10 protein-coding genes and 2 pseudogenes are annotated in these 15,709 nt (G+C 44.8%); 1 reads left to right on the top strand and 11 read right to left on the bottom strand.

Annotated features, from left to right (window positions below; translation table 11 throughout):
• Nucleotides 1-174 precede the first annotated feature (174 nt).
• A pseudogene (locus NSB03_RS10305) lies at nt 175-783 on the bottom strand (VapE domain-containing protein); the annotation flags it as partial.
• 10 nt (nt 784-793) lie between these two features.
• Here NSB03_RS10305 and NSB03_RS10310 point away from each other — a divergent pair.
• Nucleotides 794-1,375: pseudogene (locus NSB03_RS10310) on the top strand (HU family DNA-binding protein); the annotation flags it as partial.
• A 159-nt stretch (nt 1,376-1,534) separates the two neighbouring features.
• Here the strand turns inward: NSB03_RS10310 and NSB03_RS10315 are convergent.
• The 10 genes from NSB03_RS10315 to NSB03_RS10360 all read right to left on the bottom strand — a co-directional run bounded on the left by NSB03_RS10315 (nt 1,535) and on the right by NSB03_RS10360 (nt 15,707).
• The gene (locus tag NSB03_RS10315) at nt 1,535-2,722 is read right to left on the bottom strand and encodes an OmpA family protein (RefSeq protein ID WP_257466375.1); all 1,188 of its coding nucleotides are present in this window, start codon (nt 2,720-2,722) and stop codon (nt 1,535-1,537) included.
• Nucleotides 2,723-2,819: 97 nt separating this feature from the next.
• On the bottom strand, nt 2,820-4,724 hold the full coding sequence (gene mutL / locus NSB03_RS10320; protein WP_242358444.1) for a DNA mismatch repair endonuclease MutL: 1,905 nt from the start codon (nt 4,722-4,724) through the stop codon (nt 2,820-2,822).
• A 15-nt stretch (nt 4,725-4,739) separates the two neighbouring features.
• Nucleotides 4,740-5,039 carry a hypothetical protein gene (locus NSB03_RS10325; RefSeq protein WP_024987105.1) on the bottom strand — a complete coding sequence of 100 codons (300 nt, stop codon included), beginning with the start codon at nt 5,037-5,039 and terminating at the stop codon, nt 4,740-4,742.
• Between the two features lies 1 nt (nt 5,040).
• Nucleotides 5,041-6,711 (bottom strand): OstA-like protein, encoded by a 1,671-nt coding sequence (locus NSB03_RS10330; protein WP_257466376.1) that lies wholly within the window; start codon nt 6,709-6,711, stop codon nt 5,041-5,043.
• 21 nt (nt 6,712-6,732) lie between these two features.
• Nucleotides 6,733-8,115, bottom strand: coding sequence for a peptidylprolyl isomerase (locus tag NSB03_RS10335; RefSeq protein ID WP_024987104.1), 1,383 nt, complete (start codon nt 8,113-8,115; stop codon nt 6,733-6,735).
• A gap of 9 nt (nt 8,116-8,124) precedes the next feature.
• Nucleotides 8,125-8,970 (bottom strand): hypothetical protein, encoded by an 846-nt coding sequence (locus NSB03_RS10340; RefSeq protein ID WP_024987103.1) that lies wholly within the window; start codon nt 8,968-8,970, stop codon nt 8,125-8,127.
• 54 nt (nt 8,971-9,024) lie between these two features.
• Nucleotides 9,025-10,569, bottom strand: coding sequence for a peptidylprolyl isomerase (locus NSB03_RS10345; protein ID WP_257466377.1), 1,545 nt, complete (start codon nt 10,567-10,569; stop codon nt 9,025-9,027).
• 149 nt (nt 10,570-10,718) lie between these two features.
• Entirely contained in the window at nt 10,719-12,197 is a 1,479-nt protein-coding gene (guaB, locus tag NSB03_RS10350; protein ID WP_024987102.1) for an IMP dehydrogenase, read from the bottom strand.
• Between the two features lie 43 nt (nt 12,198-12,240).
• Nucleotides 12,241-14,559, bottom strand: a complete 2,319-nt coding sequence (locus NSB03_RS10355; RefSeq protein ID WP_024987101.1) for a hypothetical protein — start codon at nt 14,557-14,559, stop codon at nt 12,241-12,243.
• Nucleotides 14,556-15,707, bottom strand: coding sequence for an RsiV family protein (locus NSB03_RS10360; RefSeq protein WP_159102129.1), 1,152 nt, complete (start codon nt 15,705-15,707; stop codon nt 14,556-14,558). The genes NSB03_RS10355 and NSB03_RS10360 overlap by 4 nt, the downstream gene beginning before the upstream one ends.
• Between the last annotated feature and the right edge of the window lie 2 nt (nt 15,708-15,709).

A 15,709-nucleotide genomic window follows, 5' to 3' on the forward strand; every position in this document is an offset into this window, starting at 1 on the left:
GGACGCGACAAGAAGAGCCGGGGTAAGTTGAAATATCAGCTATAAAATTATGACTGAAGAGAATTTAAACAGGCTCTAAAAAATACAGTTTTCAGCCGTTTCAGTTTCATGGAGATGCTTGCCTTATGAAAACAAACCCGTCAGCGGCGAATAGGTATAAACATTCTTCTTCCAGTTAAAAACATCCTCAGCAGGGCAAGCATGATAAAAATCCACATTGTGCCGTTGCAGTTCGCGTTCCTGTTCTTTAGTGAACCAATAAGGAATCCCCTGTTCCAGTTCAGCTTTCAGTTGGGCAAAAAGTTGCGCATGCTCGATACCCTCACAGTCAATAGGTTTTATGACTTCCACGCAAAGATAACGACGGCTGCCCGTAGGCTCAGTCAACAAATCATAGCGGTTGGAAGTGCCTATAAACGAAGCGACACGCGGCAAGTCACGATAGTTTTTCTGATACGCCTTACAAATATGCAGGCTCGACATTTGCATCAGATTTTTCAATAAGGGCATCTTACTCGCAGCATATTTATCAAATTCATCAAGATTGATCAATCCCATCTCCGACATCAGACGCTCTGCCTTCCCTTCCGAAGTCAGTTGGAGATTATCCATATAGTAATGCCGCAAAGCCGCAGGCATCAACGACTTGCAGAAAGTAGACTTCAACCGCCCCTGTTCCGAACTTACGAGGATGAGAGCTACACTATTGGCATGAATCCCTGTTTTTCCCGACCATTGGACGGCAACTCCCAAAAGCCATGTATGAAAGCCGCGTACCCACAGAGATAAGTAGAAAAGATTCCATCCGCGCATCATCGCCAACGGACAGGTAGATACGGATGAACCCAGAAGCAGAATTCAGTCGCGATGCACACTGAACGAAATAGGCGTGACTGCCGTATTGGACGCTCTCTCGCAAGTAATGGGAGAAGAACTTGACGAAGGAAGACAGGTACACCTGAACGGTATCGGTTATTTCTACCCTACGTTGACCGCCACCGAAGAAATATCCGCAGATACTCCCCGCAAGAATTCGAAAGTGAGACTGAAAGCGATACAATTCCGTTCGGACCAAAGGTTGAAACAATCTGTCGGAACTGTAAAAATAAAGCAAATGAAGCGGGTCAAACATTCCGCCAAATTATCGGAAGTAGAGATAGACATGCGACTGAAAGAGTATTTCACCGACCATCAGATTATGCAACGTTCCGACTTTCAAGGTATCACAGGGATGGTACGCTCCACAGCCATGATTCATATCCGCCGGCTCCGCAAGGAAGGCAAGCTACTGAATATCGGCATATCCAACCAACCGATATATGTGCCCGCTCCCGGATTTTACGGAAAATCCAGAGACTACCAGCCTGTCAGATAAGCTGGCACAAAGCAAAAAAACAAGGATTATAATCAAAACAACAGATATATAAAAAAAGACGGCTGAAAGCAAAGACCATCTATTTTAAGGTCTGCTTTCAGCCGCTTTTCCTTTACAGCAAGCGATTACAGAGAATCGCTGAATGCTGAAATCACTTTATCACTTTGCAGTTTCTACTAGCACAACACGGTTCAGAATCGGCTGACCGAACTTATCGACGCCACCACCGGCAGCAACCTTCAAGTTATCAGCAGGAATTCCATACTTCTTAACCAGCAAGTCCTTAACAGCCTGTGCACGTTCCAAACTCAATTTTTGATTGAATTCCGGACTGCCTGTTGCAGAGTCTGCATATCCGTTGATAGTATAGGTAGTGCCCGGGAATTCTTTAATCCGGCCGGCAAGGTAAGACAAGTTCATCTCTTCTTGCGGAGACAATTTATCCGAACCAATCTTAAAGAATACGGTACGCGGAGCGATGTTAGAATCTGTGACGACTACTGCTTCAGCCTCCTCTACTTCGACCGGCTGTTGTGCATTGGCCAACTGCTGTTGCAACTGCATGTTGGCGGCTGCCATCGCATTCATCTGGTTACGCATCTGATTCAATTCGAGTTCAGAGATAATCTGTGGCGTAGGACGTTGGAATCCGCGGGTCGGGAAATAATAAGTTATACCGATCGTAGCACCGAGGATACCGTCATAATCACGTTTGCCACCATGTTCGCCGTCAAATTTACCTTCCAAACCTGTTGCACTCAATTCAATATTCAAGTCAACAGCATTCGACAGACGGAAACGGTTGATGACACCTGCGTTGAAAGTAGCGGCATCGGTGTGAGGACGTGAGTAAGAATGAGCCCAGCCGGCACCGATATAAGGGATAATTTCATATACACGGTTCGGATTATATCCACCGAAAAGCGCGTTCAGGTTAATCATCAAATCACCGTGAAGGTTCATATAGTCCCATCTCTGTTTGTAAGAACCGTCTTCTCTCGGACCGCCGACTACATAATTAGCCGTTTCGTTCATAGTGAACCCCTTGGCTTGCAATCCGCTGTATTGCATACGCAATCCGAATCCCGGAGTTAGCCATTTGCCGACAGAGACGTTGAATGTAGGAGCCACGCGGTCTCTGAACTTGCCGATATGGTCATTATTGCCATACAACATCTGGGCACCGCCTCCTACAGAGAAAAACCAGTTGCTCCAGAACGGGTTGGTTAGCACTTGATATTTATCTTGTACCTGAATCACGTCGTATTCAGTTACCGTCATAGTCTGCTGCGCAGAAGCAACAGACGCAACGCCGGCAAAAGCCAGCAACATCAGAATCTTTTTCATATACCTTAATAGTTAAGTGGTTATTAAATCTTTGTTGAACTAATTAAATAACACGAACCAAACTAAAAGGTTTTAGAAAAAGATGAAATTATTTGCTTTATTTGAATAAACGTTCGATATCTTCTTCCCTGATTGTCGTCAGAACGGTCTTCCCATCCGGAGTGTAATTCGGTGAGGGACAGGCAAAAAGATTATCTACAAGACTGACCATCTCTTCGTTGCCCAACACCTGCCCGTAGACGATTGCCGCCGCACGCGCCAACGTCAAGGCCAATATATTCTGTATTTCCTCCTTGACATCGTTCCCTTTTTCCATCGCCGTATGTAGCATATTACGCAACAATTCGACCGGATTCAGCCCTTCGATACCGGACGGAATACCATTGATAGCATAACTTCCGCCACCCAAATTGCTCAAGTCGAAACCTACTGCGGATAAATCCTCCATAATGCTTTGCAACACAGTCGCTTCCGAGGCCGGCAATTGCAAGATTTCGGGGAAAAGAACGCCTTGCGACACGCCTTGTTTCTGCTGAATCTGAATCATATACCGGTCGAAAAGCACCCGAATATGTGCCCTGTGCTGGTCAATAAGCATCAAACCGGATTTTACGGAAGTCAGAATAAAACGTCCTTTGAACTGCAAATGCTGGTTTCCTTTTTCTATCACAGGCTCGCTGGCGTATAAAGTGGGAGAAGCCATAGAGGTCACCATCTCCACCTTTTCTTCCATAACCGGCGTTCCTTCACTGACGGCAGAATCCTCCCACTCCATCTCAGGCTCCGGCATCGGGTTATTCATCTTGCTGGCTTTCGTCAGGCCGCCATACAAGTCTTCCCATTCCACTTTTGAACGGCTGTACGAACCACCGCCTGCACTACCTCCGGCAGACACTTTGAACGGATTATAATCCGAATTATAATGCACCTTGGGCGGCTCGGAAGTTGTCTTCTGTTCAAATGCCGGAATATCGGGCATATCTTCCGTATCAAAATCAATGGAAGGAATAGCGCTGAACTTCCCCAGTGACTCTTTTACCGAGGCTGAGAGTATCTGCCAGATGGCTTGTTCATTCTCAAACTTGATCTCAGTCTTAGTCGGGTGGATATTGACATCAATGTTAGCCGGATCTACTTCAAAATAGATAAAGTAGGAAATCTGCTCACCGGCAGGAATCAACTGCTCATAGGCTTCCATCACTGCCTTATGGAAATAAGGATGGCGCATATAACGTCCGTTGACGAAGAAATACTGATGGGAGCCTTTCTTACGAGCCGTTTCCGGTTTGGCTACATATCCGGAGACTTTCACCATAGTGGTATTCACATCTATATTGAGCAACTGCTGATTGAGCTTTTTACCGAAAATAGCCATAATGCGCTGGCGCAATGGGGATACCGGGAGATTGAAAAGCTCGGAATCATTGCTATAGAGCGAGAAAGCGACTTCCGGATGGACAAGGGCGATACGTTCAAACTCAGCAAGGATATTACTCAGTTCGGTCGAATTCGCTTTCAGGAACTTACGGCGGGCAGGCACGTTGAAGAATAAGTTCTTCACGGAGAAATTGCTTCCCTTAGAGCAGGAAACAGCTTCCTGGCTCTCTACCGTAGAGCCTGCTATCACCAGTTTCGTACCCAATTCTTCCGATTCCGGGCGTGTCTTCAGTTCCACCTGAGCCACTGCGGCAATGGAAGCCAAGGCTTCTCCGCGAAAGCCCATCGTGCGCAAAGCAAACAAATCGGCAGCCTCACGTATCTTGGAAGTAGCATGGCGCTCGAAGGAAAGACGGGCATCCGTTTCGGACATTCCCTTTCCGTCGTCGATGACCTGGATGCTGGTCTTACCCGCATCAGTCACCAATACATGTATATTCCGCGCATCTGCATCAATCGCATTCTCCACCAGCTCCTTGATAACAGATGCCGGACGTTGTATCACTTCGCCGGCAGCAATCTGGTTGGCTACCGAATCAGGTAACAAATGAATAATATCGCTCATAGTCCAGTAAAAAAATTAAAACGACCAGCTTCCCGTCGCCAAATAATGCCACAAATACAAAAGGAAAGCAATGATAATCAATATGATTCCGAAAGAGGCCGGTTTGCGTCCACTTGCCTTTCTCCGTTTCAGGTGAGTGGTTCCTTCAATAAACTTGCCACGAATATCCTCCGGATTAAATTCTTTCTCCGGCAGCATGCCCAAGTCCCGCCTTGCCTTCTCTTCCATCTTGGCGAGCTTTTCCTTGCGCTCGTCTACATAAATGTATTGATGATTAAAGCCACGAGGTTTCCTCATCGAATTAAACATTCCCATACTACTTCATATTAATTAAGTTTCGCTTTTCTGTTTTCGGTCGCCGGTCGGTGGTGGGTTTCAGGGTTTCCCCTACCCGCTTGCTCCGCCAGTTGAAAATATCGTCTTTATTGAGTGGACGGACATAGTCGAACCACGCAAAGGTAGGAAGACGCAGTTTGTCGGCTGGTATCTGATCCATCGGATACATCGTTCCGTTGGACTTGCCGACAAACAGTCCCTTTTCCATCTTCTTGTCTTTCATGTAAAGATGGAGCACACTGCCTTCCAGACAATTGAATCCGGTCATCGTACTGTCCTTCTCTTCCGGATAGAAAGCGGTCTGGACATTGCCCACCACCTCGATATGCCGCATATCGCCATCTACGAAATAGGCTTTCATCTCCTTGCCGGACACTTGGTTGTAATGAATGGAATCTTTCATTTCCACCGTGAGCGCTTGGTTGATGATATGTGCCCAGTCGATGGTGCTGTCGTTCATATAAATCTTAATCTGCTCGCCCAATAGCTGCTGGCCGTCATTCCAAAGAATAGGGTCGACGTGCATGGTCATACAGGAGTCTTTCGAGTTATAAACCAGCGAGTCGCATACGCCCTGCACATCAGTGCGGTACATACGTACTTTATGGTAAGCCTTCATCAGGCGGAACAAAGAGTCGGTATTCAGATTGTAGGATACCATCTGCAAGGTATCTCCATGCATAAAGAGAGTGTCTCCCTGCGAATAATCAATGGCAACCGCCCGTTTGGTGGCAAAGGCGGAATCCGTCAATTCGTTATAGAAACAGTAATCGCCCGTCAGCATATTCTTATTGATAGTGTCCATCATCTTCACATTGTCGAACGCTTCGCCATAGCCGTTGATACGGTCATAAAACAAGCTGTCACCTACCAGTTTTTTCCCCTGGTTGGTCAGTACCGAACGGTCTAACAGTTCGGCTTGTTCGGTCATTGTGTTATAGAATCCACGTTCGGAATAGATGTGGTTATTATCGCTTACAATGTTTGAAGGACCGAGGATAACGGCAATTTTGTTGTCCGTATTATACCTCAAAGTATCAGAAGTCAATACAAACTTGGGATTAACGAGTTTCACATCGTGGTTGAACACTGACTGCTTCGTCGCAGGACTGTATTCCCCCCAGTCGGAAGTCAATACGTTCTCCTCGTCCATCAGGGTTCCTCCCTCAAAGTAATAGCCGAGGTCATAGAGACGGTCGTAGTTCAGACTATCCGTCAGCAAAGTTGTATTGCGGTTTATCATCTTCACGTTTCCACGGAGTTGCGCAATCTGCGCCATTCCGTCGTAGAAAAGGTAATCACCGTATATAAATAAGGTGTCGCCCTGCTCCATACGCACGTTACTGAAGGCTTCCACAGAGTTGGTTTTCTCGAAAATCAAGGCACTGTCGCAGTACATATACATACTGTCGTGACGCATCTGCACGTTGCCAATCAGCACTTGCACATCAGGACGTGCCAACTTGTCCGCCTGACCTTCGTCAGCGTGGAGCAAATAAACTTTCATTTTTTTATTCTCCGGCTGCTTCTTGTTATCCGATGGTTTCCCGGGGTTTTGCGCCACGAGACATACACCAAACAGGCATAGAAAGCCTATAAGAAGCCATCTATGCCTGTCTTGTTGTTTATCTTTCTTATTTTGTCTCAGCATATAAAGTCAAGCTGTTAAACATCAATCCTTCTTCACCCAACCCGGGTATTTGAAGTCACATTTCTGCCAGTTTTCATTGATACGTACATACGTATTCTTCTGCTTGTTCAGAATCCACTTCTGCAGCATCTCTTCACGGCGTTTATCCATCACGATTTCCTTCAAGTCCTGATAGTCTTCTGCAATGGTAGCCTTATGACCGTTGATTTTCGCTTTCAATTTCACGATAGCACATACCTCTCTTCCGTCCTTTTCGTTTATCATTGTAAAGGCTTTTGAAATCTCGCCTACGTTCATCCTGTCTACCACCTTAGCTACGTCCTGCGGAAGGTCCTGCATCTGGAACTTGGAAGTAGTAACACCTGAATTCTCGTTGATGTTCACCATGATACCATGGTTGTTGCGGGTATCCTTATCTTGTGAGATAACGGCAGCCGCTTCATCGAACGTGAATTTGCTGGCACGGATATCATCTGCGATAGAATCGAGACGTGCACAAGCTTCGGTCAGTTCTTTTTCTGACACTTTCGGACGCAACAGGATATGGCGGGTATTGACACGGTCGCCACGTTTTTCAATCAACTGGATGATGTGGTAACCAAATTCCGACTCTACAATCTTGGATACCTTCTTCGGGTCCTGCAAGCTGAATGCCACATTCGCATAAGACGGGTCCATCATGCCACGGCCCATGAATCCGCACTCACCACCTTTGATGGCAGACGCTTTATCTTCCGAATAGAGACGCGCCAATGTAGAGAAGTCGATTTCTCCCTTTGTCACACGATCCGTATAGCCACGCAGCCTTTTCTTCACATCTTCAATTTCCGCAATAGGTATTTTAGGTTGCAGAGTGATAATCTGCACTTCCACCTGTGTCGGGATATAGGGGATACTGTCCAGCGGAAGGTCTTTGAAATAACGGCGCACTTCTGCCGGAGTCACTTTGATTTCCCCTACCAGTTTCTGCTGCATCTTCTGCACCGTCAGTCCGTCACGTGCATTGTCACGCAATGTCTCACGAATTTGTGTCGCGGTTTTGTTGAAATACTCTTCCATTTTTTCTTTAGAACCAATCTGCTGGATATACATATTGGTCATCATATCTACACGCTGTATGATTTCCGCTTCGGAAACTTCGATACTATCCAACTTTGCCTGGTGCAAGAACAGCTTCTGCACGGCTATTTCTTCGGGAATTACACAATAAGGGTCGCCGTCGAATCTGCGTCCGTTATACAGGGCATCCATACGTGCCTCTTCTACATCTGATTTTAAAATAGCTTCGTCACCTACTACCCAAACTACTTCATCAACCACATTGTCCTGTGCATAAGTTGCCACATTGGCAAACACTGCCAGGATAAGGGTAACAACAAATCTAAAGTTCACAAACTTCTTCATTCTTTGTATTTAATAATTATATATAATCTTCTTCTTGCTTGCCGCTTGCTGATACAGGTCACTCTTCACTTGTTCCATAAAGCTCACCCGCTTCTGATTGACCAGCAGGTCTTTCACTTCCGCCCGGGCAAACTCATACGGTTTTTCCTCTCCTGCCCCGCGATAGTCGCTCACATTCAGGAAATAATAAAATGCCGTATCTTTCAGTTCTACCTGCCGGTGCTTGTTCACATATTCTTCCGGCGCTTCCACTTTCAACGGAATCAGGTCCAGCACATCTGTCACCGGCACCCATTTGTCGTAGAAGTATGCGTATTTCACCGCATTCTGCAAACTATATTTCTCAAGGCTTTCCACAGCATCCTGCTTATCCGACTTATACCATCTACGGACATTGTTCAACTGTGGAGCCGTCAGAGGTACTTTTATAAACAGTCCCTTTATCAACGGGCTTTCCAATTTAAACAGTTCCTTGTTCTTCCCGTAATACTCCGCAATCTCCTGTTCGGGAATATCCTTCGTCAATTTCTGATTAATCAGCTCCTGCTGATACGTATGCATAATCAACGCCTTCCGGTAATTCTCCACCAACTTGTCCACATCCACATTATCGGGAATGTTGTTCGCAGCTTTCTCATATAATAAAATCTCTTCCGCCCAACTACGAATATAGTGTTCGGTGAAGAGAATACTATCGTCTTTTGACAATCCGACCGGAAGCACGGACATCAAATCTTCTTTATATAAAAAGTTACCGTCCACCTCTACCAAAGGAGTCTTTCCTTTGTGGTCGCGCTGTTCCTTGCACGCTCCACAAGTAAGAAGGGTAATCAGTAAGAGGACTAATATTCGCATTGGCAACTGAAATCTACTTATTTAAGGTACGAAGATAGTGAATAATCGGTTACATCAGTTATTATTAACTGTTTTTAAAACCTCTTGGTTTATTTCAACCTTACCGGACTCCCTCAATTCCCGTGTCCAGTACGTGTCAAGATAGATTCGATAATCCTTCCGGACGCAGTCTATTACTTCCCGATAATCATCCGGCCCCTTCTGTTTTTTGCCACACACAATGGTAAAAGGATAAGACATCACGGGTTCATATCCACCCTTCTTGAAAACCAGTTTATCTACATATTTATTATCTCCGTCGGCAAAAATCCCTTGTTCAATCTGTATCTTTTCCGTACCGGATGCATTAAATGTTTGCCGAAGTTTATCCACCCATTCATTTTCCGGCAGTTTCTTCAGCATTTTTTTCGCCTGTTTGGCGGTCTTTTTGTCTGCACAATGAAGAACCACTCCTTTATAACGCGGGCTATCCCAACGATAATCGGATGAGTGAAACTTGAAATAAGTAGCTAACCCGGCACGATCATTCATAGCGGGCAAATCTACTTTCTGCCGTGTCACCTCTTTTATGAGATACTCCCCATTGGATTTCTGTAGGGCATAACGGATTTCGGGATGCCTTTTATCTATGTTTTTGCTTTCATAATCCAATAACGATTTGGCAATAAAAGCATCGAGCCGGCGTTTGACAGCCTGCGGATGAGAAGCGGCAAACCGCTTAAACAAATTTCCGGTATAGCTCTGTCCGTCAATGGTGAACAATGTTTGTCCTGTCTTTCCTATTGCTAACAGTTCTTCCATACCTGCCTGGTTCGGAGTATATCGCCAGTCTTTTTTCAACCGTTCCACCACTTTCTCGGTAGCTTTATCCAATATCTCCCTGCTCCGCATACGTTCTGTCAGTTTATCGGCAACTTCCTCATAGGCAGGCATATCTTTCCGGTCTGTCACTTTCAGGATATGAATTCCCGCAGGAGTAAAGAACGGCTGGGATATTTCGCCTTTCGACAGAGCGAAAGCTACATCCTCAAATTCGGTGGTGGTCTGCAAACTTTCTATCCAACGGGACTGCTTGTCATCCGAATATTTTTCCACCAAACGGGAGAACTCCAGTCCGGGTTGATTTTGTATAGCCCGGTAGATAGAGTCCATACGGGTCTTTTGCTCTTCCAGATGACGGGAGGTAATCGTTTGCGGCAAGTATTTAAAAATCTGCATGACCTGTACTTGTCCGGGACATGCTTTTAGTCCCATCTTCTGATACAAGACACGAGCACAACTATCCAACGTCGATTTATCTATCAGATAAGATTCCGTCAGTCTGGCACGCGCAACTTCCTGTTGCTTGCGAAAAGCGGAAGTCGTATCAAGTCCGACAGCTTTTGCCGCTTCGACCATCTGCACGGATCGAGCAAAAAGCACCGCATACTCCTTTGGAGAAAGATTACCGTCTTCGCCAACCGCATTGTGCCGATAGGAATATTCGAACTCCGAACGGGATATGTCTCTCCCGTTGACACGCATCAACACAGGATCTTCCTGAGCAAAGACCAAAACTGCGAAGAAACAAATACACCCAAACAACAGACTTCTTTTCATCATCAATTCTTATTTTCCCAACAACAATAACAAGCATCAAAAACCAGCGAGTAGCGGAAAACAACGAACGGTGAGCAGCAAACATCTGCTGATTGACACAGCGTGTTCACCGTTCACCGTTAGCATTAACAGTTCACCGTTTATATATGTTATTCCGGACGGCTATAATTAGGCGATTCACTGGTAATCGTCACATCGTGCGGATGGCTTTCCATTACACCTGCATTGGTAATACGGGTAAACTTAGCGTCGTGAAGTTTCTCAATATTAGCAGCACCGCAGTATCCCATACCTGCACGCAGACCACCTGACAACTGATAAACCACTTCGAAGAGTGTGCCTTTATAAGGTACACGCGCTGCGATTCCTTCCGGAACGAGCTTCTTCACATCGGCTGTTCCACTCTGGAAATAGCGGTCTTTCGAACCGTTCTCCATCGCTTCCAACGATCCCATACCGCGATAGGATTTGAATTTACGACCATTGAAAATGATTGTGTCGCCCGGAGATTCCTCTGTTCCGGCAACCAATGATCCGATCATAACACTATATCCACCGGCAGCCAACGCTTTCACCACATCGCCCGAATAGCGCAAACCGCCATCGGCAATCAAAGGAATGCCTGTACCTTTCAGTGCTTTCGCCACATCATATACAGCCGATAACTGAGGAACACCTACACCGGCAACAACGCGAGTGGTACAGATAGAACCCGGACCGATACCCACTTTCACCGCATCCGCTCCTGCTTCTACCAAAGCTTTTGCGGCTTCTCCGGTAGCAATATTACCCACTACAATATCAATATTCGGGAAACGTTTCTTAGCTTCTTTCAGTTTTTCAATCACAAACATAGAGTGACCGTGAGCCGTATCAATAACGATGGCATCCGCACCCGCATCCACCAAAGCCTGCATACGGTCCAGCGTATCGGCAGTCACACCTACACCGGCGGCTACACGCAATCGGCCTTTGGCATCTTTACAAGCCATAGGTTTGTCTTTTGCTTTTGTAATATCTTTATACGTAACAAGCCCAATCAACTTTCCGTCCATTCCTACAATCGGAAGTTTCTCAATCTTGTGTTTCTGAAGAATCTGAGCAGCAGATTCCAAGTCGGTAGACTGGTTTGTAGTCACCAATTTTTCTTTCGGCGTCATGACAAGGTCGATATGTTTTGTCATATCTCTTTCAAAACGCAAATCTCTGTTAGTGACAATACCCACCAAGTAACCTTCATCATCCACCACAGGGATACCGCCGATTTTGTATTCCGCCATGATGTCCAATGCATTCTGAACAGTAGAACCTCTTTTAATCGTCACAGGGTCATAAATCATACCATTTTCGGCACGCTTTACGATGGCGACTTGTCTTGCCTGTTCTTCGATAGACATATTTTTGTGAATCACACCGATACCGCCTTCACGAGCAATGGCAATAGCCATTTTCGCTTCGGTAACCGTATCCATGGCAGCCGTCACAAACGGGATTTTCAACTCAATGTTTCTTGAAAACTTTGTCGAGAGGTCGACAGTACGCGGCAAAACTTCAGAATAAGCGGGGATCAACAATACATCATCGTAAGTCAACCCATCCATTACAATCTTATCAGCAATAAATGACATAGGGTTATGCGTTTAAAATTTATTGCGTGCAAATATACGGTTTTTATTCAGAAAGCGCAAGTTCACTCAAATATTTTTCCACCCAAGAATCAGACTTTGCCGGTTGGAACCCCCGCCAGTCTAATTCTTCAATTGCTGAAAATATCCCGTCAACAACCTCCTTAGAATATTCCCGATAAGACAATGATTCTCTCCATCCTAACCCCTCCGCTATTTTCGTTCTTGCAAAAGCCCATTCATCCAGTGCAAATTTCAACTCGTACCACATAGCATGATAATAATACGGTTCGGAATAGTGGTGGTACTTAGAAAAGAATTCTTCAAAATCCGTATAATTTCTAATAGAATCAGCTTTTGCCTGTTCAACTGAATATAGAAGTTTTCCAGTCAGGATATCGCGTTCCTTCTCCAAACATTCTCTCCGATAATCGAGCCACTCCGTTACCTTCTCGTTTTTTTCTTCGGGCACAGATTGATGTATTTGCGATCCATACAGGTAATCAAGATAGCAAAACATGGCCTCTAACAGATTATGCCACGCTACATACTCCTTGAAAATCCATTCATTGTCCGGCCAAGCAGACAACATAGAGTCATAAGCCAATGATGTATGTATACTTGATATCAGCCTGATATAATCAGTCCACATATTTATATGTGATTGCGAACCATAAGTTAAGGTATAACTCAAATCCGCCACATCTTGTAAGGCTTTATCAACATCTCCGTTATAATCCGAATCGATAATTCTCTTGATAGCACGAGCATAGTTCAAGTCATTCATTGGAGAACCTTCAACGGCAGCAAGGTCGTATATCTGTATCATAAGTTTATAGACATGAGGGTTTTCCGTGCGCATCCTTTCCCAGTATGTTCCCTTAACATCCAGACAAACATCCCGCGCTTGGGCAAGATACTCATCCACAGGATTCTCGCTATCCGCGAAATGCGGTTCATAATGAGCGTCCGGGAAATATTTACCTTTATATTCGCCTGGCAAATATAGAGTCGTATAATGCCTGTCATCAGCATTTATCAGTTTGAAGGTAGCATCATCTATTTTTTCAATTTCAGGAGCCTCAAACTGATACGGATCCAAAACAAAAAATCGCTTTTTAAGGTCGAATATTCCATACTGTTGCCGTTTTTTTCCCTCCTCCACCACATTGGAGTATGTTGAAAGAAACCGTCCCTTTTCATCTATTATTTTCAAACTATCATACTCCATAGGCAATATAATTCCATAACGGTCACGAAGCCCCAATTTGAGTTCAGAACAGCGAGACTGTTCTTTCAGATCTCGTCCAGTATACTTTTCAACTACATAAACCCCATTTTTGACACAAATATTTGCCAAATACGAATATGTATAATCAGCATCCGTGACCACATAAGGATTAAATCCAAGAATAAAGGGTGCGATGACCGTTGGAATGACGGTCATCAAAATTATGGAGACAAGCCACTCCCGCGTTTTAAGGATCATCGTGATACCGACATACACAATCAAAGTTATCGATATACAAAGCAACGAAACCGTAAACCGCCCGTTATCGCAAATGAGCCAATAGCCCCATCCGGCAAAAGACAAAGCAACACAACAGCGAGTGAGAATAACGCCCTTAGCCAAAGATTTCATCAGCATTATATAAAACAGAGGCAGCAGCAAAATGAGTCCTACAAATCGCAATGCCGAAATATCTTTCAAACCGATTATCAAGGCAAACAGCATGAATGCAGCATATCCGACATACCACCCGACTTCTCTGCCATCGCTTATCAACTGCATCAATGAACGTCCTTTGCGTAAATAAAGCCCCCAATACGCAAGCGGGCACGAGGCCAACACTACTCCTAAGAGCAAACCTCCAACCTTTCCTTCATCCACCATCCTCCAAACGCACAACACCACAAGAGGAAGCAGATATAGCCATATCCCTTTCTTTCGCCAGTCTGTCTGCCCGAAAGCCTTTTGCCTCCATCCTACAAACAATGGCATTCCGATGAGCCACAAGAACCACAGCACAGTAAAACCGTCAAACCAAACTTTCAGTTTCCGACCAATAGGATTTTCAAAAATCGCCACCATCACATCGGGACTTCCCGCACAGCAGCCCAATTTGTAAATCATACGCACAAACGGCGTATCACAAAAATCCAATGACAAATAAGCGATAAAAAAGGCAATAGCCGAAAAAAGAGTCCAAGACGATTTCCTACGCATCTCAAAACAGAGAGCGATTCGGATAGGCACCAGCAATAAAAAGTCCGCACTGCAATATCTGTTTAAAAAGAAAGCCCAAACACTTACCAATATAAGATCGATTACAAACAGGCTTTTACTGTAAATATTATATTTCATCTTTCTATTTTTAAAATATTCGCTATTTCGGAATATGGAATGACAAAATGAATGATTCCCTCCGCAAATGCTCCGTTCTCATAAGGCTGATAGGAGAACACAAGCCCGTTTTCGGTTAGAGCCGGACGAGGATAAATTCTCCCTTTGACTGATTCTTTGAGCACCGTAGAAAAGTCGGAACCAAGAGAAGCCAGATCTGCCGAAGCATTAGAATCCGTCTCACCATTTCTACGTTTGTGGTTGCAGATTTTCTTCTCAAGGCTTTCAATCACAAAATCAAAATTCTTCGGTTCAATAATATCTTCCGCTCCAAGCAACCGACCGGCAACTTTGTCAAAAGTCAGGTAATACTCCTCCATATAGCCATGTGCTCCCATTGTATACCTATATGTATAGAAGCGATAAGTGATATACCTTCCTCCACACTCATAAGCCGGATTCATCTTAAACAGATAATCATATTTAGGTCCCCACTTTTTACCCTCTTCATCGGCCACATCAAATTCTTTTCTATAAAGCCGTTCGTGCTCTTTCGCATAATGGGCGGCTATCTGCTTGGGCGTTTTTGCCCCGACATCAATCCTCCGCAGCACATCCGTCCTATCTTTATCGTCAGAAAAGAGTGTAGCTATATCATTAGCCATTATATCCTTCATGGTCCTCTTAGTCCAAGCAGGAATCTCCGAAGGCAGATATGCCTGAAAAAAGAAATCGCAATCACATGCAGCATCAGAAATATTGAAAGTATGAGAAAACCGATGGTTCTTCCAGCCTCTATTTGCAACAAAGCAATTCATCATGTTTACCTCACGTGGCAATTTCCAGGCATTGAAACACAACGTATCAACCCCGAACATCACATATATATTTTCGCCTTCCGCCCAAATATCATTGTAGTTGTCTATAATGACACAAGTATCCACCGGAACATTGTTACAGACGGTTATAAGCATGGCCTGCTCGAGCGAAGATACCTCTGCCACTGCGCCTCCATCACCAAAAGATACCCCCACAAAACGATTTCCAGATTTCACGAGAGTATCACCGACATAAACACCATTTTCCGAGCTATAAGTGCGAGTTGCGCAAAATGTAAAAACAGATGATATCCAAACAGTTACAAAAGAAAACAATAAAATACGTTTCATAT

Source organism: Bacteroides acidifaciens (genome assembly GCF_024623065.1).
In the GTDB taxonomy this organism is placed as follows: domain Bacteria; phylum Bacteroidota; class Bacteroidia; order Bacteroidales; family Bacteroidaceae; genus Bacteroides; species Bacteroides acidifaciens.

Coding starts and splice junctions, on each gene's coding strand:
- NSB03_RS10315 (WP_257466375.1), bottom strand. CDS start 2,722: ATGAAAAAGATTCTGATGTTGCTGGCTTTTGCCGGCGTTGCGTCTGTT.
- mutL (WP_242358444.1), bottom strand. CDS start 4,724: ATGAGCGATATTATTCATTTGTTACCTGATTCGGTAGCCAACCAGATT.
- NSB03_RS10325 (WP_024987105.1), bottom strand. CDS start 5,039: ATGGGAATGTTTAATTCGATGAGGAAACCTCGTGGCTTTAATCATCAA.
- NSB03_RS10330 (WP_257466376.1), bottom strand. CDS start 6,711: ATGCTGAGACAAAATAAGAAAGATAAACAACAAGACAGGCATAGATGG.
- NSB03_RS10335 (WP_024987104.1), bottom strand. CDS start 8,115: ATGAAGAAGTTTGTGAACTTTAGATTTGTTGTTACCCTTATCCTGGCA.
- NSB03_RS10340 (WP_024987103.1), bottom strand. CDS start 8,970: ATGCGAATATTAGTCCTCTTACTGATTACCCTTCTTACTTGTGGAGCG.
- NSB03_RS10345 (WP_257466377.1), bottom strand. CDS start 10,569: ATGAAAAGAAGTCTGTTGTTTGGGTGTATTTGTTTCTTCGCAGTTTTG.
- guaB (WP_024987102.1), bottom strand. CDS start 12,197: ATGTCATTTATTGCTGATAAGATTGTAATGGATGGGTTGACTTACGAT.
- NSB03_RS10355 (WP_024987101.1), bottom strand. CDS start 14,559: ATGAAATATAATATTTACAGTAAAAGCCTGTTTGTAATCGATCTTATA.
- NSB03_RS10360 (WP_159102129.1), bottom strand. CDS start 15,707: ATGAAACGTATTTTATTGTTTTCTTTTGTAACTGTTTGGATATCATCT.